The sequence below is a fragment of the Burkholderia sp. 8Y genome (assembly GCF_902506145.1).
Taxonomy (GTDB): Bacteria; Pseudomonadota; Gammaproteobacteria; order Burkholderiales; family Burkholderiaceae; genus Caballeronia.
The window spans coordinates 2,070,254-2,089,232 of record NZ_LR733520.1 but is presented as its reverse complement, the minus strand read 5'-3'; the positions used below and the strand labels follow the sequence as shown (position 1 = coordinate 2,089,232).

Here is an 18,979-nt window from a genome sequence, read left to right as displayed (position 1 = left end):
ACTGCAAATTCAATTGGCTTGCGCCTGCCGTCTCACTTCGGCAATCCAGAAAAAGGGCCCCGCGACCAGGCCGGTAGGAAGATTCCGATTAATGCGCATGTCTGCCGGATGGCAATAGAAAACCTGATCTCAGTCACTTTTCGAGACGAATTTACTCGCTAGGATGCATACACCTGCCGATTCAATCCGGCTCACGCCGCACGCCGACCCTCAATGGACCCGAAGCTGCTCGACGCGTACAACCAGCAACTCCTTTTCATGCGCGAGCCCGTACCTTTTCGGGCTGATCCTCGACCATTATCTGGCGCGTCAGGTCTCGAGCCATTCGTTCACGCAGACCGAACTGCGCTCGGTGCAGCGGGGCGTGATCGCGCGCTGGCCGGTGCGCATGGGCACGCGAGGCGTGGCCTGATGGAGCGTTCGCCGTTCGCGATGCGGGCGCAGGATGTCGCGCTGTCGCCTGCGCTCCTCGAGCGTCTGCAGGCCGAGCCCTGGCGCTTCGGTTTTCTGCCGCTTCTGCGCCGGATCGATGCCGATGCGCGGCTCGACCCTATCGGCACCGCGAAGCGCCCGCACGCCGAGCCGTTTCGTCTCGGCCAGCAGCCGAGCCTGATCTTCGCGCCGCGCGAGGTGGCGAGCGCCGCGCTCGTTCACGGCAAGCTCAAGATCCGCCTGTTCGGGCTCGGGATGCTCGGGCCCAACGGCCCGCTGCCGATTCACGTCACCGAGATCGCCCGGGAGCGTGAGGAGCAGCGCGCGGACGCGACGCTCGTCAACTTCCTCGATGTCTTCCAGCATCGCTCGCTGACGTTGCTGTATCGCGCCTGGGCCGATGCGCAATCCACGGCGGGGCTGGATCGGCGCGGTGACGAGCGGTTCTCGTTCTATGTCGCGAGCACCACGGGCCACGAGCTCAAGGAAATCGAACAGGGGCCGCTGCCGTCGCACGCGCGTCTGGCCACCTCACCCCATCTGGTGGGCGAGGCGCGTGACCCGGGCGGGCTTGGCGCCACGATTGCGCAGTTTTTCCAGGTGCCGGTGCATGTCGAGGAGTACGTGTTCCAGTGGATCGCGCTGTCCGAGGCGCGCATCAGCCGCTTGGGCGAGACCCGCAAGCTGGGGATGAACGCCATGCTGGGCGAGCAGGTGCCCGATCGCCAGAACCGCTTTCGCATTGTGATCGGACCGATCGACATGGACGCGTACCTGCGTTTCACGCCTCAAGGCACGGACCTGCTGCGGCTGGTCGAACTGGTGCGGGCGTTCGTCGGACAGAAGTATCGGTGGGAGTTGCAGTTGCAAATTAAGGCGGACAGCGCGGCGCCGGCTGTCATGGGCGGCTCGGAGCAGCTTGGCTGGTCGACCTGGCTCGGTCAGGCCGCGACGAACGCGCCGATCACGGGGATGCGCTTCGAGCCCGAAGACTATGTGCCGCAGTTGAGGCGCCGGGCGAGGCAGGGGCAAAGCGACGCAAACGGTGCTGAATCGCTGCTGAATCGCTGCTGAAACGATAACGAAGTCCAAGAATCAACCGCGTTTTATAAGAGCAACAAGAAATGTTCAAGTTCGATACCAACCGCACGCTCACCGCGAGCGGCCCGGCGTTGCCGACGCTGCCCACGGGCGAGGATGCGCTGCACCTCGTCGCCATCGAAGGCAACGAGCATCTGTCGAAGATTTATACGTACACGCTCGATTTTCTGACGCCCGCCAATCTGCCGATGCTCAGCGAAGAGGCCGCCAACTTCGATCTGAACGAAATGGTCGGTCAGGAGTTGACCGTCACCGTGCAGCTCGATGGCATGGGCACGGCGAGTCTCGGGCTGGGCAACGTCGGCGCGGGCACGCGCGAGATCAGCGGCATCGTGACCGAAGCGCGCTTCATGGGGCAGCGCAACGGGCAGAGCCGCTATCAGGTGATTGTGCGGCCGTGGGTTCACCTGGCTGATCAGCAGTCCAATTACAGGATTTTTCATGGGAGGAGACAACCGGGGACATATGGGAAAAAAATTACGGTGCATTATGTTGGTTATCTCCGATGGCGTTTTGCTATTACCTTCCGGGCGTCCTAAAGTGTTCGATGGAAGAGCGCGCGCCTAGTCTGATCGTCGTCCACAGCGTGATTTCAATGTTAGATAGGAGTCCAAATCCGGAGTGGTGGGACGATTTTTTTCGGAATCGATGGACGCTCCTCACAAACAAAGAATGCACTGTCGTGCAAGAATGGCTGTTTTGGATAAATTCGCTGAACGATTCCGGATTTGACGAAACGACTATCGAACGCTCTCTGGACACCTTACAACTTCTCATTCGCAGTTCGCGTTAGAACTTGTAAGGGATGGTGAGTTTTATGTTCAAGCGCATCGAGATTGTCGAGTTGTAGGAAAACTCGGCATCGTGCCCGGCATCGGCGACTCTCAGTCCTATGTTTCCTAGGTCGCAGGTGTTGATGAGTGTCATCCGCGTCGCAGCAGCGAAATTATAGCTACCTACGTTCCGGAGAGCATCGACCGCCGACCGCCGCAACGGAGAACCAATATGCTGCCTGAAGATGTATTAAATCGATACATGAACGAAGACCTGCCTGAGTTTGCTGAGATCGAATTGACGGACGTCAATCAAACTGGAAACTTTGGTAACGCACCGCTTCATATCGCCTGCATCCGAGGAATCGAGGATGAAGTTGTCGCGCTGTTGGATGGAGGGGCCGAGGTGAACCGCATTGGTGAACTCGGAAATACTCCTCTGCATGAAGCCGTCGCGCAGGGACATACGAAGATCGCGAAAATTCTGTTGAAATCGGGTGCGGCTGTCCTGCCACAGAATGAATTCAATGAGACTCCGTTGGAGATGGCACGTCGCCGAGGCTTAACTGAGATCGTCGAATTAATGGAGAAAGCCACGGCATGAATCGTCAAAGCATCGGGGGTGCGTGTTGATCAACACTTGCAAAGATGGATGTATTCGCCACGAGACCGAGGATGAACCATCAAGAAGCTCTGTTCTTGATTATCGAATAGGTGAATGCGAACTCTCTGTACGGTCAATGAGTCAATATGGGAAATTCAATCGCAACTCTCGGCACGCCGACCACTCACGCCGGCTTAGTGACGTCAGCCAGTTCTGTCACGGTAAATGGTCGCGTCGCCGCCCGCGTCGGTGATTCAGTCTCTTGCCCGTTGCATGGTCCTGGCATCATCACTGACGGCGGGCTCTGCACTATCGAAGGCCGACCAATTGCTCGTCATGGTAGCGGCACGACATGCGGGGCAACGCTCGTCGTCACGGACGGCGGTCCTACAGTCTAATCAAGTGCATGATCGATCGCCCAACGGAGTTCGATGGCCTCGCTCGCATCACCGAGTACCACTACAACGGTTTGTGGGCGGTGGATTGCGTGCTGTATCCGGACGGCAGCACGTGTCTGACGCAATTCGATGAAAGCGGCGGCGTGAGCGGCGATACGGACGAACTCAGTCGCAGCACGCGCATGGTCAACGATGCGCGAGGCAGTCGCAGTACTACTGGGATGACCTTGCACATGTGCAGCACTTCGCGACCGAATGGATGTGGCAATACAATCACGAGCGCCCAGCATGGGCCTCGGTGGCGTGACGCCGAAGCAGCGGCTCACGGCCGCAGCATAGTCTCTGCTTCTGTCTCGCGTTAGAAGCCGGGGGATTACCGTGAGAAGTCGGCTCGCTAGAGTCTTCGTAGAACAGAAGGTAACCGTTATGCCAAAGGTAGTTCTGCTCGGACATCACCATCATTGTCCAGAGCACGGGGAAGGCGTTGTCATCACAGCGTCAACGGGTTTGGAGGTCAACGGAAGACAGGCCGCGGGAGTTGGCGACCTCATCAGTTGCGCCGCGGTAATCGTGAGCGGCTCGTCGTTCGCTTCATTCGGTGATCGTTCCGTTGCGCGAGTTCGCAATACAACGAATCACGGAGGAGTGTTGCTCGAGGGCGATGATGGAGTCGATGTGGGCTGATCCTGCCGAGGCGTAGTCACAGGAACCAAAAGCACTGACCGCGCGGACGCCCTCTCGTTAGGAGGGCGCTCGCGGACCGAGTACCCCGTTGCAGTGAACTGGAGGCGTTGTTTACGCCGCCAGCGCGCACCCGCACCCCCTCAAACACACCTCCCCCCATCCACCTCCAGCGCCACCCCCGTAATAAACTCCGCCTCCCCAGAAGCGAGATAAAGCGCCGCGTTCGCAATATCCTGCGGCGTCGACAGCCGCCCGAGCGGAATGGTCGCGAGAAACTTCTGGCGATTCGCGGGCGTATCTTCCATCCCCATGAATTCGGAAAGCAGCCCCGTTTCGCCCATCACCGGATTGATGCAGTTCACGCGAATGCGGTCCGGACCGAGTTCCACCGCCAGCGCCTTGCTCGCGATGATCACCGCCGCCTTGCTGCCGTTATACCAGACAAGCCCCGGACGCGGCCGCACGCCCGCCGTCGATGCAATGTTGATGAACGCGCCGCCGCCTTGCTCGCGAAAATACGGCACGAACTGCTCGACGCTCCAGTAGATGCTCTTCACATTCACCGCATAGACGCGGTCGAACTCGGCCTCGGTGACATCCAGCACCGGCTTGTTACGGTGCGTCGTGCCCGCGTTGTTCACCACCACCTGCACGCTGCCGAAGTCCTGAATCGCCGCATCGAAGAGCGCCTGCCAATCCTCGCGCTTGGTGACGTCGCCCGTGACGGCGATCGCGCGGCCATGCGTCGCCGATGAAGACGACCCCAGCGCGATCTCGCTTGCCACGCGCTCGGCCGCTGGGCCGTTCAGATCGTTGACGACGACGTTCGCCCCTTCACGCGCGAACGTCTTCGCAATGCCTTCGCCGAAACCCGAGCCCGCGCCCGTCACGATCACCGTTTTGCCTTGCAGTCGCATGTCGTCTCCCGTTATCCGTGTTTGATGGCAATAGTCTTGAGCGTCGTGAAGCCATACAGCGCCTCGAAGCCTTTCTCGCGTCCGTGTCCCGAATGCTTGACGCCGCCGAACGGCAGTTCAATACCGCCGCCGGCGCCATAGTTGTTGATGAACACCTGCCCCGAGCGCACGCGGCGCGCAAGACGCATCTGCCGCGCGCCGTCGCGTGTCCAGATGCCCGCGACGAGGCCGTAGTCCGTGCCGTTCGCGAGCCGGAGCGCGTCGGCTTCGTCCTCGAAGGGCATCGCGGCGAGCACAGGGCCGAAGACTTCCTCGCGCGCGAGCCGATGCGTCGGCGGCACGTCGCGCAAGAGCGTCGGCGCCTGATAGAAGCCCGCTTCGGGCGCCTCGCCGACCACTTCGCCATGCGCGGCCATCGCGATGCCGTCATGCTGCGCATCGGAGAGAAAGTCCCACACGCGCTGCTGCTGCTTCGCGCTGATGAGCGGGCCGCAGTCGAGATCGAGCGTGCTCGGGCCGACCCTGAGCGCCGCGAACGCCTGCGAAAGCCGGTCGATAAGCGGCTCGTAAGCCGCGCGCTCGATCAGCACGCGGCTGCCCGCCGAGCAAGTCTGTCCCGCGTTCTGCACGATGGCCGCGACCAGCACGGGCAGGGCGGCGTCGAAGTCGGCATCGGCGAACACGATTTGCGGCGACTTGCCGCCCAGTTCCAGCGTGACGGGAACGTGGTTGTCGGCGGCCATCTTCGTGACGGCCGCGCCCGTCGCAGGCGAACCCGTGAACGAAATATGATCGATGCCCGGATGACGCGCGAGCGCCGCGCCCGCTTCGTGCCCGTAGCCGGTGACGATATTGAGCGCGCCGTCCGGCAGGCCCGCTTCGGCAGCCAGTTCGGCGACGCGCAAGAGCGACAGGCACGCGTCCTCCGCCGGCTTCACGACGCACGCGTTGCCGGTGGCAAGCGCCGCGCCGACGCTGCGCCCAAAAATCTGCAGCGGATAGTTCCACGGCACGATATGACCGGTCACGCCGTGCGGCTCGCGAATCGTCAGCACGGTGAAGCCGGACTGATAGGGCAGCGTTTCGCCGTGCAGCTTGTCGGCGGCGCCCGCGTAGAACTCGAAATAGCGCGCGATGCCGGTTGCATCGGCGCGCGCCTGCTTGAGCGGCTTGCCGGTGTCGCGCGCCTCGATCTGCGCAATCTCCTCGTGGCACGCGGCGACGAGCATCGAGAGCCGTGCGAGAATGCGGCCGCGTTCCGCTGCGCTCGTCGCGCCCCAGACGCCGTCGTACGCGGCGCGCGCCGCGCTCACGGCGCGGTCGATGTCCGCGCTCGTGCCGCGGGCGAGCTCCGCGAACACTTGCCCGTCCGATGGATCGACCACCGGAATCGTCTCGCCGCCCGATGCGGCGATCCATCGATTGCCGATGAAATGCTTCGCTTCCTCCATGCGCGTCTCCTTGTCGGTTCGTTCGCTCACTGTGCCCGAGTCGATCGCCACGCACCCGGGCCGCGGGGCGCCTTTGGCTATAATGCCTCAGTGTCTCACCTCGCAGCGCCCGCGTTCCATCCGTGACGCGCCCGAACGCGCCGCATCTATTTCCCGGTTTCCGAACTCAACTTCTCCAGAGAGTGCTCATGAGCTTCAATAACGTACCTCCCGGCCGTGATCTCCCGCAGGATTTCAACGTCATCATCGAAATTCCCGCGCAGAGCGATCCGGTCAAATACGAAGCGGACAAGGACATGGGCCTGCTCGTCGTCGATCGTTTCATCGGCACCGGCATGCGCTATCCGGCCAACTACGGCTTCATTCCGCAGACGCTGTCGGGCGACGGCGATCCGGTCGACGTGCTCGTCATCACGCCGTATCCGCTGCTCGCGGGTTCGGTGGTGCGCGCGCGTGCGCTCGGCATGTTGCAGATGACCGACGAATCGGGCGTGGACGCCAAATTGATCGCCGTGCCGCACGACAAGGTCTGCCCGATGACGGCGAACCTCAAGTCCGTGGACGACGTGCCCGAATTCCTGAAGGATCAGATCAAGCACTTCTTCGAGCAGTACAAGGCGCTGGAGAAGGGCAAGTGGGTGAAGGTCGAAGGCTGGGCGGGCATCGACGCCGCGCACAAGGAAATCACGGAAGGCATCGCGAACTTCAAGAAGTAAGCGCGTTTTTTCCGCGTTGTCATCAGACGCCGCCGTCCGTTCGCCGGGCGCGCGGCGTTTTCGTTTTAGTGCGTGATCGCAACCGCGTCAGCCATTTTCCGCGCACGGCAGCACGGATTCCAAGGTGCGCTCACCCGCGATCAACGCGCGTTTTTGCTGCACCGTCAGCCGCTTGACCCAGTACTCGGCGCGCGACGCCTCCGATCTTCCCGCCAGCTCGAACGACGCCATCACGCGCAGCGGCTTTCTCGCCCGCGTATAGCGCGCGCCCTTGCCGCTCGCGTGCGCGGTGAAGCGCGCTTCGACATCCGTCGCGATGCCGGTGTAGAGACTGCCGTCGTCGCATTCGATCAGATAGAGAAACCACGGGATTGCGTTCTTCGGGCTCGCAGGTTGTGTGCCGCGCATTATCGCCGATGCCGCCGCTCCGACGCCTTCGCTCGACTTGCGCGAGAATAGCCGCTTTCGGGGCGCTGAAGCGCCCATCGGTCAATTCAGCGAGGGTGCCTGTTTGAATCGCGAGATCGAAATTCATGTGGTCGACACGCTGGACGACATTCCGGCCGACGACTGGAACCGGCTCGCCGGCGACAATCCGTTCGTGCGGCACGGCTTTCTGTCCGCGCTGCAAGAGACGCAATGCGCGGTCAAGCGCACCGGCTGGCGCGCGCATCACCTGATTCTCAAGCGCGGCGGGCAGTTCGCGGGCGCCATGCCGCTTTATCTGAAGTCGCATTCGCGCGGCGAATATGTGTTCGACCACGCCTGGGCCGACGCCTTCGAGCGCCACGGCCTGCGCTATTACCCGAAGGCGCTTTCGGCGGTGCCGTTTTCGCCCGTGACCGGGCCGCGGCTCATCGCCGCCGAGCACGAGGACCGCGTGCTGCTGGCGCGCGGCGCGATTGAGCTGACGCGCCGGCTCGACATCTCGTCGCTGCACGTGCTGTTTCCGCATGCGCAGGACGTCGAGGCGCTCACGGACGCCGGCTACATGCTGCGCGAGGGCGTGCAGTTCCACTGGGAGAATTTGCCCGGCGACGGCTATCCGAGCTTCGACGCGTTCCTCGCGACCATGAGTCACGACAAGCGCAAGAAGGTGAAGCAGGACCGCCGTCGCGTGATGGAAGCGGGCGTCACGTACACCTGGCTGCGCGGCGCGCAAATCGACGCGCGCGCGCTCGACTTCTTCTACGACTGCTACGAGAACACCTACCGCGAGCACTGGAACGCGCCGTATCTGTCGCGCGAATTCTTCGGCCGAATCCATGCGGATGCACCCGACAGCATGCTGCTCGTGATCGCGGAAGCGGACGGCGAGCGGCTCGCGTGCGCGCTCAACATGATCGGCGACGACGTGATGTATGGCCGCTATTGGGGCACGCGCGAGTTCGTCTCGGGGCTGCACTTCGAGACGTGCTACATGCAGGGCATCGCGTATTGCATCGAACACCGGCTCGCGCGCTTCGAAGGCGGCGCGCAGGGCGTGCACAAGATGTCGCGCGGGCTGCTGCCGACGCCGACATGGTCCGCGCACTGGATCGCGGACGAGCGGTTCAGAGAGGCCATCGCCGAGTTCCTCGAAGCAGAAACCGAAGCGATGGATCAGCATATCGAAGAGCTCGAAGCGCACACGCCCTTCAGAAAAAAGGGCTAGAACTGCGATAATCGTTGCGGCTCTTCCCACGTTCAAGCAAGCTCCCACGCGCCGAAGGTAACGACGACCATGAGCAAGAACTTCTTCAATTTGTACAGCCACGATTTCGCGCGCGTCGCGGTCGCCATCCCGAACTGCAAGGTCGCCGATCCCGCCTTCAACGCGGCCGGAACCATCGAACTCGCGCAGCAGGCGGCGGCGCGCGGCGCGGTGCTCGTCGCGTTCCCCGAATTGGGGCTGTCCGCGTATAGCTGCGACGATCTGTTCCATCAACGCGCCTTGCTCGATGCCTGCGAAGACGCGCTGCAAAGCATCGTCGATGCCTCGAAGACGCTTCAGATCGCGATGATCGTCGGCCTGCCGCTGCGCGTCGAGCACAAGCTCTTCAATTGCGCGGTCGTGATCGCGGATGGCGTCATTCGCGGCGTCGTGCCGAAGAGCTATTTGCCGAACTACGGCGAGTTCTACGAAGCGCGGCAGTTCAGCCCCGCCGATGCCGCGACCACGCACGCTGTCACGCTGTGCGGGCAGCAAGCGCCGTTCGGCGCGTCGCTGCTCTTTCAGATCAGGAACCTGCCGCTCTTTCGCTTTCACGTCGAGATTTGCGAGGACGTGTGGGTGCCGATTCCGCCGTCGTCGTTCGCCGCGCTCGCGGGCGCGACGGTGCTCGTCAACCTGTCGGCGTCGAATATTGTCGTGGGCAAGTCGGCGTATCGGCATCAGCTCGTCGGGCAGCAGTCCGCGCGATGCATCGCCGCGTACCTGTACACATCGGCGGGCGAGGGCGAATCGACCACGGATCTCGCGTGGGACGGCCAGGGCCTGATCTACGAAAACGGCGAGATGCTCGCGGAATCGGAGCGATTCTCCGGCGAGTCGCACATCATCTTCGCCGATGTCGATCTGGAGCGGCTCTCGCGCGAACGCATGCGGCAGACCACCTTCGGGCGATCGACACAGCGGCACGCCGACGAAGTCGCGATGTTCCGCGTCGTCGAATTTGAATTGCCCGCGCCCGTGGAACGCGCCTTGCCGCTTGAACGTCGCGTGCAGCGTTTCCCCTACGTTCCCGCCGACGCCGCCCGCCGCGACGCGCGATGCAACGAGGTCTACAACATTCAGGTGCAGGCGCTGCTGCAACGGCTGCGCTCGTCGGGCATTTCGAAGGTCGTGATCGGCGTGTCCGGCGGCCTCGACTCGACGCATGCCCTGCTCGTGTGCGCAAAAGCGATGGACCGCCTCGGCCTGCCGCGCTCCAACATCCTCGCCTACACGATGCCCGGCTTTGCGACGAGCGAGCGCACGCTCAGGCAGGCGCGCGAGTTGATGGAGGTGATCGGCTGCACGGCGGAAGAAATCGACATTCGTCCGAGCTGCACGCAGATGCTCGCGGATATCGGCCATCCGCACAGCGAAGACAATCAGCAATACGACATCACGTATGAGAACGTGCAGGCCGGCGAGCGCACGAGTCATCTTTTCAGGCTCGCGAACTTTCACAACGCGATCGTCGTCGGAACGGGCGATCTGAGCGAGCTTGCGCTCGGATGGTGCACGTATGGCGTCGGCGATCACATGTCGCACTACAACGTCAACGCGAGCGTGCCGAAGACGCTCATCACGCATCTGGTGCGGTGGGTCGCGGAGTCGGGGCAGATCGGCGATGCGGGCAGCGACGTGCTCGAGAACGTGCTCGCTACCGATATCAGCCCCGAGCTCATTCCCGGCAAGGCGAGCGGCGCGCTCGAACAGAAGACCGAGAGCGTGATCGGGCCGTACGAGTTGCAGGACTTCAATATGTACTACACGGTTCGCTTCGGCTTCGCGCCATCGAAAGTCGCGTTCCTGGCGTTCACGGCATGGCGCGACCGCGAGGCGGGCGCGTGGCCGGAAGGTCCCAACGTCGCGCGCAATCAGTACGGGCTCGCGGATATCCGCACGAATCTGCGCATCTTTCTCGACCGCTTTTTCCGCACGAGCCAGTTCAAGCGTTCGTGCATACCGAATGCACCGAAAGTGGGATCGGGCGGCTCGCTTTCGCCGCGCGGCGACTGGCGCGCGCCGAGCGATTCGCAGGCAACGGTCTGGCTCAAGGACCTTGAGCGGATTCCGGAGACGGAGTGAGTGCAAGACGCGGTTATCGCGTTCAGGCGGGCCGATAACTCGATGAAAGGCAGCTAGAATCGAAGGCATCGGTCGCGCGAGCGACGACCCTTTCCCTGAACCGTCTGTTTTCCGAAACGAGGCACGCCATGAAACGCATCACCGCCATCATCAAACCGTTCAAGCTGGACGAAGTTCGCGAGGCACTGGCCGAGGTCGGTCTGACGGGCTTGACGGTCACGGAAGTGAAGGGCTTCGGACGCCAGAAAGGGCACACCGAGCTCTATCGTGGTGCGGAATACGTGGTGGACTTTCTGCCGAAGGTAAAAATCGAAGTCGTGGTCGCGAACGATCAGACCGATCAGGTCATCGACGCGATCATCGGTGCGGCGCGCACCGGCAAGATTGGCGACGGCAAGATTTTCGTCGCGGATGTCGAGCGCGTGATCCGTATCCGCACCGGCGAGGAGAACGAAGCGGCGGTCTGATCGTCTGATCCTCCACGTTTATCGCATTCCACGCCCGCTCACCGTAGCGGGCGTTTCTTTTCGCCTTCCGCACATCTCCTGCTGTAACATCGGCTGCCTATAATATGTTTGTAAGGATCAGTCGATGCACCACGCGATCGGCTTCATTCAGGATCTCGCCGTGCTCATGGCCATCGCGGGCGTCGTGACGGTGCTGTTTCATCGCCTGCGGCAGCCGGTCGTGCTGGGTTACATCGTGGCGGGCGTCATCATCGGCCCGTACACGCCGCCGTTCCAGCTGATCAACGACGAAGCCACCATTCAGACGCTCGGCGAGCTGGGCGTCGTGTTCCTGATGTTTTCGCTCGGGCTCGAATTCAGCCTGCGCAAGCTCTTTCGCGTGGGCGCGACGGCGTTCGTCGCGGCGCTGTCCGAGATCGTGCTGATGATCTGGATCGGCTACGAGATCGGCCGCTGGTTCGGCTGGAGCGCGATGGACTCGCTCTTTCTCGGCGCGATGCTCGCCATTTCGTCGACCACGATCATCGTGAAGGCGCTCTCCGAACTCGGCCTGAAAGGCGAGGGCTTCGCGCAGCTCGTGTTCGGCATTCTGATCGTCGAGGACATTCTCGCCATCGCGATGCTCGTGCTGCTGTCCGGCATCGCGCAGACGGGGTCGGTCAGCGCGGGCATGGCGGCCGTGACGCTCGGCAAGCTGCTGCTTTTCATGACGGTTTCGCTCGTGGTCGGCATCGTGACCGTGCCACGCGCGCTCGACTACGTGGCGCGCTCGAAGAGCGACGAAATGCTGCTCGTCACGGTGCTGGGCTTCTGCTTCGGCTTTTGCCTGCTCGTCGTCAAGCTCGATTATTCGATCGCGCTCGGCGCGTTCCTGATCGGCGCGATCATGGCCGAATCGAAGCATCTCGCGCGCATCGAACATCTGATCGCGCCGGTGCGCGACATGTTCTCCGCCATCTTCTTCGTGACCATCGGGCTCTTGCTGAATCCGGCGGTGCTCGTCGATTACGCGTGGCCGATCGCCGTCATCACGGTGGCGGTGGTGCTCGGAAAGATCGTGTCGTGCGGACTCGGCAGCTTTCTCGCGGGCAAGGACGGACGCGCGGCCATGCGCGTGGGCATGAGCGTCGCGCAGATCGGCGAGTTCTCGTTCATCATCGCGTCGCTCGGGCTGTCGCTGAAAGTGACGAGCGGCTTTCTCTATCCGATCGCGGTGGCCGTGTCCGCGCTCACGACGCTCCTCACGCCGTATCTGATGCGCGCCGCCGATCCGCTCACGATGCGCCTCGCGCGCGCGATGCCCGCGCCGCTCGCGCACACGTTCGGCCTGTATTCGCAATGGCTTGCGAGCCTCACGCCCGCATCCGAAGGCGCGACGCTCTTCGCGATGACGAGGCGCATCGTGCTCCAGATCGCCGTGAATCTCGCGCTCGTCGCGGCGATTTTTCTGGGCGCGTCGTATGCCGCGCCGTTTGCGTCGGGCTACCTCGCGCGCTGGCTCGAAACGGACAACGCGCAGCGCGTCGTGCTGTGGAGCGCGGCGCTCGTCATCGCGCTGCCGTTTCTGGTGGCGGTATATCGCAAGCTCGAATCGCTCGCGCTGCTGCTCGCGGAAGTGAGCGTGCAACCGGCAAAGGCCGGGCGCTTCACGCGCGCCATCCGCTCGGCCATCTCGGGCCTGATTCCGATCGTCGCGATGTTCGGCGTCTTTCTGCTCGTCGCCGCGCTCTCGGGCGGCATTCTTCCGCCGTTCGGCCTGCTCGTGGCCGTGCTGCTGTGCGCGGCGCTGCTGCTCACCGTGCTATGGCGCTGGTGCGTGAAAATTCACGCGATACTACAGATCGCGTTGCGCGAAACGCTGCAGGAGACGCGCGATCACTGAGCGCGTGACATCGCTCTCGATAATGTGAGCAAATGTGTGCTGGTTTGCTTCGCCCGCTTCGATGGGCGGATAATCGAAGCTTGTCCATTCTCCTAGTGGCGCGCGTCGCGCCGAAAATCGGGATGAGCGAAAACAACACGTCCAACGACTCGGGCATCACCGGCAACAACGAAACGCCCGGCACGCCGGCGGCTTCACGAGGCGCGGACGCATCCGCCGCCGCGACAGCGAGCGTGCGGGCATCGACGGATGCGCCTTCGAGCGCGTCCACCGTGGAACCTGTGGACCGCAACGCGGCGCGGCGCGAAGAAGCGCGCCAGACGGCCCGCGATGCGCGGGCGCACGTCGCGAGCGCGACCGCCGCGCAGGAAGCCGCGGCGCGCGCGGGAAATCCGGCACACGTCGAACGCGTCGACGCAAAGACCAGCCTCGCGCAGAATCTCGAAGCCGCGACGGAAGCCGAAGCGCACAGCACGCAGGCCGAAGCCGCTTTAGAAGCCGAAGCCGAAGCCGAAGCGGAAGGCGAAGCAAGCGCCGCGCTCTCGCGGCCCGCCGTCGGCCTGCCGCCCGAATTCAGCGCCGCGCCGGATTTCGGCAAGTTCAATCCGCCGCCCATTCCGCCGCAATCCGCCGCTGACACGGCGGCGGCTCAACCCGCCTACCTGAAAACGTCCGATTCGGCGTGGTCGGTGTTCGGGCGCATCGTCGCGGCGCGGGCGCGGCAGATTTTCGACCGGGCAGGGCAGCGCATCACGCAACGCACGCTGCGCATCGGCGTCTCGGCGCGCATCTTCCATCCGGAGCCGGGAGCGAAGGGCTTGCGCGGCAAGACGCTGCAGTATCTGGAGGAATCCATCGCGCACTGGGTCATGTCGCGCGACGTGCTCGTGTTCATGATTCCGACAGTCGGCCATCAAGGCATGCTGCATCCGAGCAATATCCGGCTGCGCGACTACGCGAAGCATCTCGACGGTCTGCTGCTGCAAGGCGGCGCGGACGTCTCGCCGCAGTCGTACGAGGAAGTGACCACGCGCCCCGAATGGCCCGGCGACCGCGTGCGCGACATGTACGAGCTGGAACTGCTGCACGAGTTCGTCGAATCGGGCAAGCCGGTGCTCGGCGTGTGCCGCGGCTGTCAGCTCATCAACGTGGCCTTCGGCGGCACGCTGTATGGCGATATCGCCACCGACGTGCCGACCGCGGGCGTTCACGTCAGCGAGCACTACGACCAGCATCGCCATTCGATTCGCTTTCCCGATGGCTCGTCGCTCGTGAACATGTTCCCGAACCAGCGGGAAGCGATCGTGAATTCGATCCACCATCAGGCCGTGCGGACGCTTGGCCGCGATCTGAACATCGAGGCGGTGTCGTCGTCGGACGGGATCATCGAGGCGGTGCGGTATCGGAAGGCACCGTTCGTGGTCGGCGTGCAATGGCACCCGGAGTTTCATCGCGCGGGCGGCGACGAACTGCTCGATTGCACGCCGCTGCTCGACACGTTCCTGCGCGTCGCGCGCGAGACACGGTTTTAGGCGCGCGGTTTCACCGGTAGCAAAGCACAAGGCCCGCTGTATCGAGCGGGCCTTGTTCCTTTTGATTCGCGATCAGCGAAGGGGCGTCGCGGTTGCCGGCGCGAGACCGGCCTCGGTCGCGCGCTGAAGCTGCTCGACTTGCTGCTGCAACGCGTGCAGCTTGCGTTCCGCTTCGAGCTTGTCCGTTTGCAGCGCGGCCGATTCCGCCTGCAGCTTCTGCTGACGCTCCGAGACTTGCGAGTCCTGCTGCTGCGCGAGCGCGAGATCGGCGGACAGGCGGTTCGCCCGATTGGACGAAACCGCAATCACGCGTTCCAGCAGCGCCGTCTGCGCCTGCAACTGCATGCGGCGGATTTCCCCGTCCGCGAGTTCGTAGCTCTTGCGCGCGAATTGCGCATAGAGCGACTCGGCACGGCCCTCGTCCTGCGTTTTGACGACGCGCCACAACTGCGTTTCCTGCTGAAGCGCGATGTAGTAGACCATGTCTTTCGGCAGGAAATAGAGCTTCGCGCCGTAGTTCGCGTTGCGCGTCGAGCGCAGCTCCGTGACGCTTGCCGCCTGCACGAGATCCTGCAATTCGGCCAGATTGCCGGCGGTGGGCGCGGAGCCGTCCGCTGTCACGTTCGACAAGTCCTCGGCGGGCGCTGGCGCAGACGCCGCTTGCGCGGGCTTTGCGACGGGCGCGGCGAACGCATTGCCATCCATGCCAGCAAAGCCGCCGGCGACAGAGAGGGCGACGGCGAGCGTCGCGATACGGATAAAACGTGAGTGCTTCATGTTGCCGTGATGCCGATAAGGTTAGCGGGCGGCGCGGGCCGTCGTGATCTAGTTCGAGGGAGCGTCGGCCGGACGGTGGGTCGGTTGCGGCGCGGCGTTGCTGTCGAGCGTCGGCGAGTGCTGAAGCACGGCATAGAGCGCCTCGACGTTCATCGCGCTGGCGGAAGTGTTGGCGCGCGGCTCGGCGTATCGGGCGATCGTCTGCCTGCCGTGCGACGCCGCCATGTGCGATGCGCGCTTGCCTTGCGCAGCCGACGCCAGAGCGCGTGCATGCGCGTGTCCGCGACTGGCTTTTGCCCGCGCGACCGTTTCCGCGACGCTCGTCTCGCTTCGCGGCTTCATGCGGGCATGGCGGACCGTCGGGCTAATCGCGGTTGGCTGCGGGGCGAGGCGGTCGGTCGTGGCGGTGGTATCGACACGCGAAGCAGTCCGCGCGGCCTTCGTCGACGGCAGCGATGCCGGTTGGTCGCTGCTTGCGGCTTGTTGCGGGCCGACATGCGATGCATCCCGCGCAACCTTCGCGGACGCCAGCGATGCCGATTGTTCGCTGCTTACAGACTCCGATTGAACGCCCACAGCCGCGACCTTCGCTTCGACGCCGGACGCGCCTTGCGCGACGATAGGCGTCGTCCCGGCCATCGCCGCAGGCAGCGCCGCCGCTGGTTCCTCGCTTGCCGGACGATGTTGGTAGCCGAAGAGCAGCCACGCGATCAACGCGGCGCACGCGAGGGCGATGGCCGTGCGAAGCGGCTTGTGCCCAGCGCCCGCGCGGACCGGGCGGTCCGAACCGTCCTGCCCGACCGCCGGCGCGCTGACCGCGATCGAAATAGGAGCCGCGCCGCCTTGCGCGTCTTTGGCCGGGGCCGCCGCCGATTCGGCCGACTGCATCAATTGCAGCATCTTGCGGCGGATCTGATCCTCCGAGAACACGCCCCACAAGCTGGCTGCGCGATACGGCGAGCGGGCGTCCGACAGACCCGTTGCTTCGACGTAAGCGGTTTCGAAACGTGCCGCGCTAATCGGCATTTCGGAGTCCGAGCGAACGGGGCGCGTGCTTACGGCCGACCACTCGCGACCGAACGTCAGCGACGGATCGGCGAGGGGGCGCAGCGGCGGCAGGCGCAGCTTGCCTTCGATGGCGATCAGAGGTTCGGTCATGGAGATTCCAGATGCATGGGGCTGCACGCGGGACCGGGCCGCGTTCAGACCCGGAGTGCGTCGCGCCCGGCGATGGACGGGGCTTCGGACGCGTTTTGCGGCAAAGCCGAAGTTGACCCGCGATCATACGAAACGCCCGCGCGCCGTGCGACAGGATTACTCCGAAAGACGAATTTTTATAGGACCGCTGATTGACGAATGACGACGGCTGTGATTGCGACCCGTCAAGCAAGTGAGCGAACGTAACGGAGACAGACGACATCGACGCCGCCCAGCCGGTCGGGTTCGCTTCCCGACAGCGTCCAGCCGCGCGATTCATAGAAGCCGATCGCCGCCGTGTTCGCTTCGAGCACGGACAGATGCAACTGACGCGCGCCGCGCGCTTGCGCCCACGCGGCGGCGGCATCGAGCATCGCGCTGCCTGCGCCGCAACCACGAAAACCCGGCAACGCATGAAGATTGTCGATGAGCGCGCTGCCGGTTTCGTCGGGCGCGGCCACGCACGCAAAGCCGACAGGATCACCGCCCGACTCGGCGATGAACACGCAGCCCGCGCCAGCCACGATCTCCTTCATGCGCGCCTCCCAGTGCGCCGCCCGCTCGCCGGGCAACGTCTGGTCGAGAAACGCGTCGGGCAACATGCCGCGATACGCCGACGCCCAGCTTCGGGCATGCATCGACGCGATCAGCGTGGTGTCGGGGGCGGTGGCTTCGCGCAGCGTCAGCTTCGTATTTGTAGGCATAGCGTCATATAGAAGTAATGCGATGTTAATGTTAATTCGCGGAAATTGCGCGGCGTTCATGCAGCAAATCGCGGGCAGGCGTTAAGATTCCGCTAGACCCGCTTTGACAAAATAGGTAAGGGGTCAACCCTGAGAAATTGGGATTCGCGGCGATACGTCGCGGTTCTCGCCAAGAATCGAGAAAGTCCATGTCCACGACCCACGTTGCACCCGCCAATGAATCGAAGTTCAAGACGGTCTTTCGCGTCGTCAGCGGAAACTTCCTTGAAATGTACGACTTCATGGTTTATGGCTATTACGCTTCGGCCATCGCCAAGACGTACTTCCCGAGCGGCAGCGATTTCGCCTCGCTCATGCTCGCGTTGTCCGTCTTCGGTGCGGGCTTCCTGATGCGCCCGGTCGGCGCGATCGTGCTCGGCGCGTACATCGACCATCATGGCCGGCGCAAGGGCCTCATTCTCACGCTGACGCTGATGGCGATCGGCACCGCGTGCGTCGCGCTGGTGCCGGGCTACGCGACCATCGGTGCGCTCGCGCCGATCATCGTGCTCGGCGGGCGGCTGCTGCAAGGATTCTCGGCGGGCGTCGAACTGGGCGGCGTCTCGGTGTATCTGTCCGAGATCGCGACCAAGGGCAACAAAGGCTTCTATTGCTCCTGGCAGTCGGGCAGTCAGCAGGTGGCGGTCGTGTTCGCCGCGCTCATCGGCGTGATCATGAACCGCACGCTGCCGCCCGAGCAGATGAGCGCGTGGGGCTGGCGCGTGCCGTTCCTGATCGGCTGCCTGATCGTGCCGTTCCTCGTGATCATCCGCCGTTCGCTGCGCGAGACGGACGAATTTCTTGCGAGAAAGCATCGTCCGGGCATGGGCCAGATCGCGCGCTCCATCGCGCAGAACTGGCCGGTGGTCATCGCCGGCATGGGCATGGTCATCATGACGACGGTGTCGTTCTACATGATCACCGCGTACACGCCGACCTTCGGCAAGGAAGTGCTGAAGCTGTCCTCCATCGATGCGCTAGTCGTCACCGTGTGCGTCGGTCTCTCGAATCTCGTGTGGCTGCCGGTGATGGGCGCGCTGTCCGACCGTATCGGCCGTCGTCCGGTGTTGCTGTTCTTCACCATCGCGACGATTCTGACGTCGTATCCGGCGGTGCAGTGGCTGGTCGCGGAGCCGTCGTTCGCGCGCCTCTTGATGGTCGAACTGTGGCTTTCGTTCCTGTACGGCAGCTATAACGGCGCGATGGTCGTGGCGCTCACCGAAGTCATGCCGGTCGATGTGCGCACCACCGGCTTCTCGATGGCCTACAGCCTCGCGACGACCATCGGCGGCTTCACGCCCGCGATCTCAACGTATCTGATTCACGCGACCGGCAACAAGGCCGCGCCGGGTCTGTGGATGGGACTCGCCGCCGTGTGCGGGCTGATCGCGACGCTCGTGCTGTATCGCTCGTCGGAAGCGCGGAATCAGTACAAGACGGCCTGAGTCGGTCGCCGCCTGCACCGAAAGCGGATGTGGAAACGCCTCGCGTCAGTTAAACGCGAGGCGTTTGTCTTTGCAGCGATGG

Annotated in this window: 19 protein-coding genes and 1 pseudogene; 14 read left to right on the top strand and 6 right to left on the bottom strand. The window is 63.6% G+C overall.

What is annotated here, in order from left to right; translation table 11 throughout:
- The first annotated feature begins 163 nt into the window (after positions 1-163).
- The 7 genes and pseudogenes from GV035_RS29750 (at position 164) to GV035_RS20355 (ending at position 3,992) form a co-directional block, all read left to right on the top strand.
- A complete protein-coding gene (locus GV035_RS29750) occupies positions 164-412 on the top strand; it encodes a type VI secretion system baseplate subunit TssF (RefSeq protein ID WP_159836770.1) in 249 nt (82 codons plus the stop codon).
- Positions 412-1,506, top strand: coding sequence for a type VI secretion system baseplate subunit TssG (gene tssG, locus GV035_RS20375; RefSeq protein ID WP_159836769.1), 1,095 nt, complete (start codon positions 412-414; stop codon positions 1,504-1,506). The genes GV035_RS29750 and tssG overlap by 1 nt, the downstream gene beginning before the upstream one ends.
- Positions 1,507-1,556: 50 nt before the next feature.
- Complete coding sequence (locus tag GV035_RS20370; RefSeq protein WP_159836768.1) at positions 1,557-2,072, top strand: contractile injection system protein, VgrG/Pvc8 family; 516 nt, start codon at positions 1,557-1,559, stop codon at positions 2,070-2,072.
- A gap of 466 nt (positions 2,073-2,538) precedes the next feature.
- Positions 2,539-2,910, top strand: a complete 372-nt coding sequence (locus GV035_RS20365; RefSeq protein ID WP_159836767.1) for an ankyrin repeat domain-containing protein — start codon at positions 2,539-2,541, stop codon at positions 2,908-2,910.
- 146 nt (positions 2,911-3,056) lie between these two features.
- The gene (locus GV035_RS20360; protein WP_159836766.1) at positions 3,057-3,308 is read left to right on the top strand and encodes a PAAR domain-containing protein; all 252 of its coding nucleotides are present in this window, start codon (positions 3,057-3,059) and stop codon (positions 3,306-3,308) included.
- 172 nt (positions 3,309-3,480) lie between these two features.
- Positions 3,481-3,647: pseudogene (locus GV035_RS29950) on the top strand (integrase core domain-containing protein); the annotation flags it as partial.
- Between the two features lie 87 nt (positions 3,648-3,734).
- Entirely contained in the window at positions 3,735-3,992 is a 258-nt protein-coding gene (locus GV035_RS20355) for a PAAR domain-containing protein (protein ID WP_159836765.1), read from the top strand.
- Positions 3,993-4,132: 140 nt separating this feature from the next.
- Here GV035_RS20355 and GV035_RS20350 read toward each other — a convergent pair whose 3' ends face one another.
- Entirely contained in the window at positions 4,133-4,909 is a 777-nt protein-coding gene (locus GV035_RS20350; protein ID WP_159836764.1) for an SDR family oxidoreductase, read from the bottom strand.
- Positions 4,910-4,920: 11 nt separating this feature from the next.
- The gene (locus tag GV035_RS20345) at positions 4,921-6,360 is read right to left on the bottom strand and encodes an aldehyde dehydrogenase family protein (protein ID WP_159838099.1); all 1,440 of its coding nucleotides are present in this window, start codon (positions 6,358-6,360) and stop codon (positions 4,921-4,923) included.
- Between the two features lie 188 nt (positions 6,361-6,548).
- Between GV035_RS20345 and ppa the strand changes: the two genes are divergently transcribed.
- Positions 6,549-7,076, top strand: a complete 528-nt coding sequence (ppa, locus tag GV035_RS20340; protein ID WP_159836763.1) for an inorganic diphosphatase — start codon at positions 6,549-6,551, stop codon at positions 7,074-7,076.
- A gap of 87 nt (positions 7,077-7,163) precedes the next feature.
- On the opposite strand, the gene GV035_RS20335 is transcribed toward ppa, so the two are convergent.
- On the bottom strand, positions 7,164-7,448 hold the full coding sequence (locus GV035_RS20335; RefSeq protein ID WP_159838097.1) for a GIY-YIG nuclease family protein: 285 nt from the start codon (positions 7,446-7,448) through the stop codon (positions 7,164-7,166).
- A 139-nt stretch (positions 7,449-7,587) separates the two neighbouring features.
- Here GV035_RS20335 and GV035_RS20330 point away from each other — a divergent pair, with 139 nt between their 5' ends.
- From GV035_RS20330 to GV035_RS20310, 5 genes are all read left to right on the top strand, one after another.
- Complete coding sequence (locus tag GV035_RS20330; protein ID WP_159836762.1) at positions 7,588-8,730, top strand: GNAT family N-acetyltransferase; 1,143 nt, start codon at positions 7,588-7,590, stop codon at positions 8,728-8,730.
- Positions 8,731-8,799: 69 nt separating this feature from the next.
- Complete coding sequence (locus GV035_RS20325; protein WP_159836761.1) at positions 8,800-10,854, top strand: NAD(+) synthase; 2,055 nt, start codon at positions 8,800-8,802, stop codon at positions 10,852-10,854.
- A gap of 128 nt (positions 10,855-10,982) precedes the next feature.
- Positions 10,983-11,321: a P-II family nitrogen regulator gene (glnK, locus tag GV035_RS20320; protein ID WP_008342452.1), complete on the top strand. Its 339-nt coding sequence runs from the start codon at positions 10,983-10,985 to the stop codon at positions 11,319-11,321.
- A gap of 124 nt (positions 11,322-11,445) precedes the next feature.
- Positions 11,446-13,203 carry a cation:proton antiporter gene (locus GV035_RS20315; RefSeq protein ID WP_159836760.1) on the top strand — a complete coding sequence of 586 codons (1,758 nt, stop codon included), beginning with the start codon at positions 11,446-11,448 and terminating at the stop codon, positions 13,201-13,203.
- Between the two features lie 122 nt (positions 13,204-13,325).
- Positions 13,326-14,735 (top strand): gamma-glutamyl-gamma-aminobutyrate hydrolase family protein, encoded by a 1,410-nt coding sequence (locus GV035_RS20310; RefSeq protein ID WP_159838095.1) that lies wholly within the window; start codon positions 13,326-13,328, stop codon positions 14,733-14,735.
- Between the two features lie 72 nt (positions 14,736-14,807).
- Here the strand turns inward: GV035_RS20310 and GV035_RS20305 are convergent, their stop codons facing one another.
- The 3 genes from GV035_RS20305 to GV035_RS20295 all read right to left on the bottom strand — a co-directional run bounded on the left by GV035_RS20305 (position 14,808) and on the right by GV035_RS20295 (position 17,413).
- Positions 14,808-15,512 (bottom strand): DUF2968 domain-containing protein, encoded by a 705-nt coding sequence (locus GV035_RS20305; protein ID WP_159836759.1) that lies wholly within the window; start codon positions 15,510-15,512, stop codon positions 14,808-14,810.
- 48 nt (positions 15,513-15,560) lie between these two features.
- Complete coding sequence (locus GV035_RS20300) at positions 15,561-16,670, bottom strand: hypothetical protein (protein WP_159836758.1); 1,110 nt, start codon at positions 16,668-16,670, stop codon at positions 15,561-15,563.
- Between the two features lie 224 nt (positions 16,671-16,894).
- On the bottom strand, positions 16,895-17,413 hold the full coding sequence (locus tag GV035_RS20295) for a GNAT family N-acetyltransferase (RefSeq protein ID WP_159836757.1): 519 nt from the start codon (positions 17,411-17,413) through the stop codon (positions 16,895-16,897).
- Between the two features lie 188 nt (positions 17,414-17,601).
- Here GV035_RS20295 and GV035_RS20290 point away from each other — a divergent pair, with 188 nt between their 5' ends.
- The gene (locus tag GV035_RS20290) at positions 17,602-18,897 is read left to right on the top strand and encodes an MFS transporter (protein ID WP_159836756.1); all 1,296 of its coding nucleotides are present in this window, start codon (positions 17,602-17,604) and stop codon (positions 18,895-18,897) included.
- Positions 18,898-18,979: the final 82 nt, after the last annotated feature.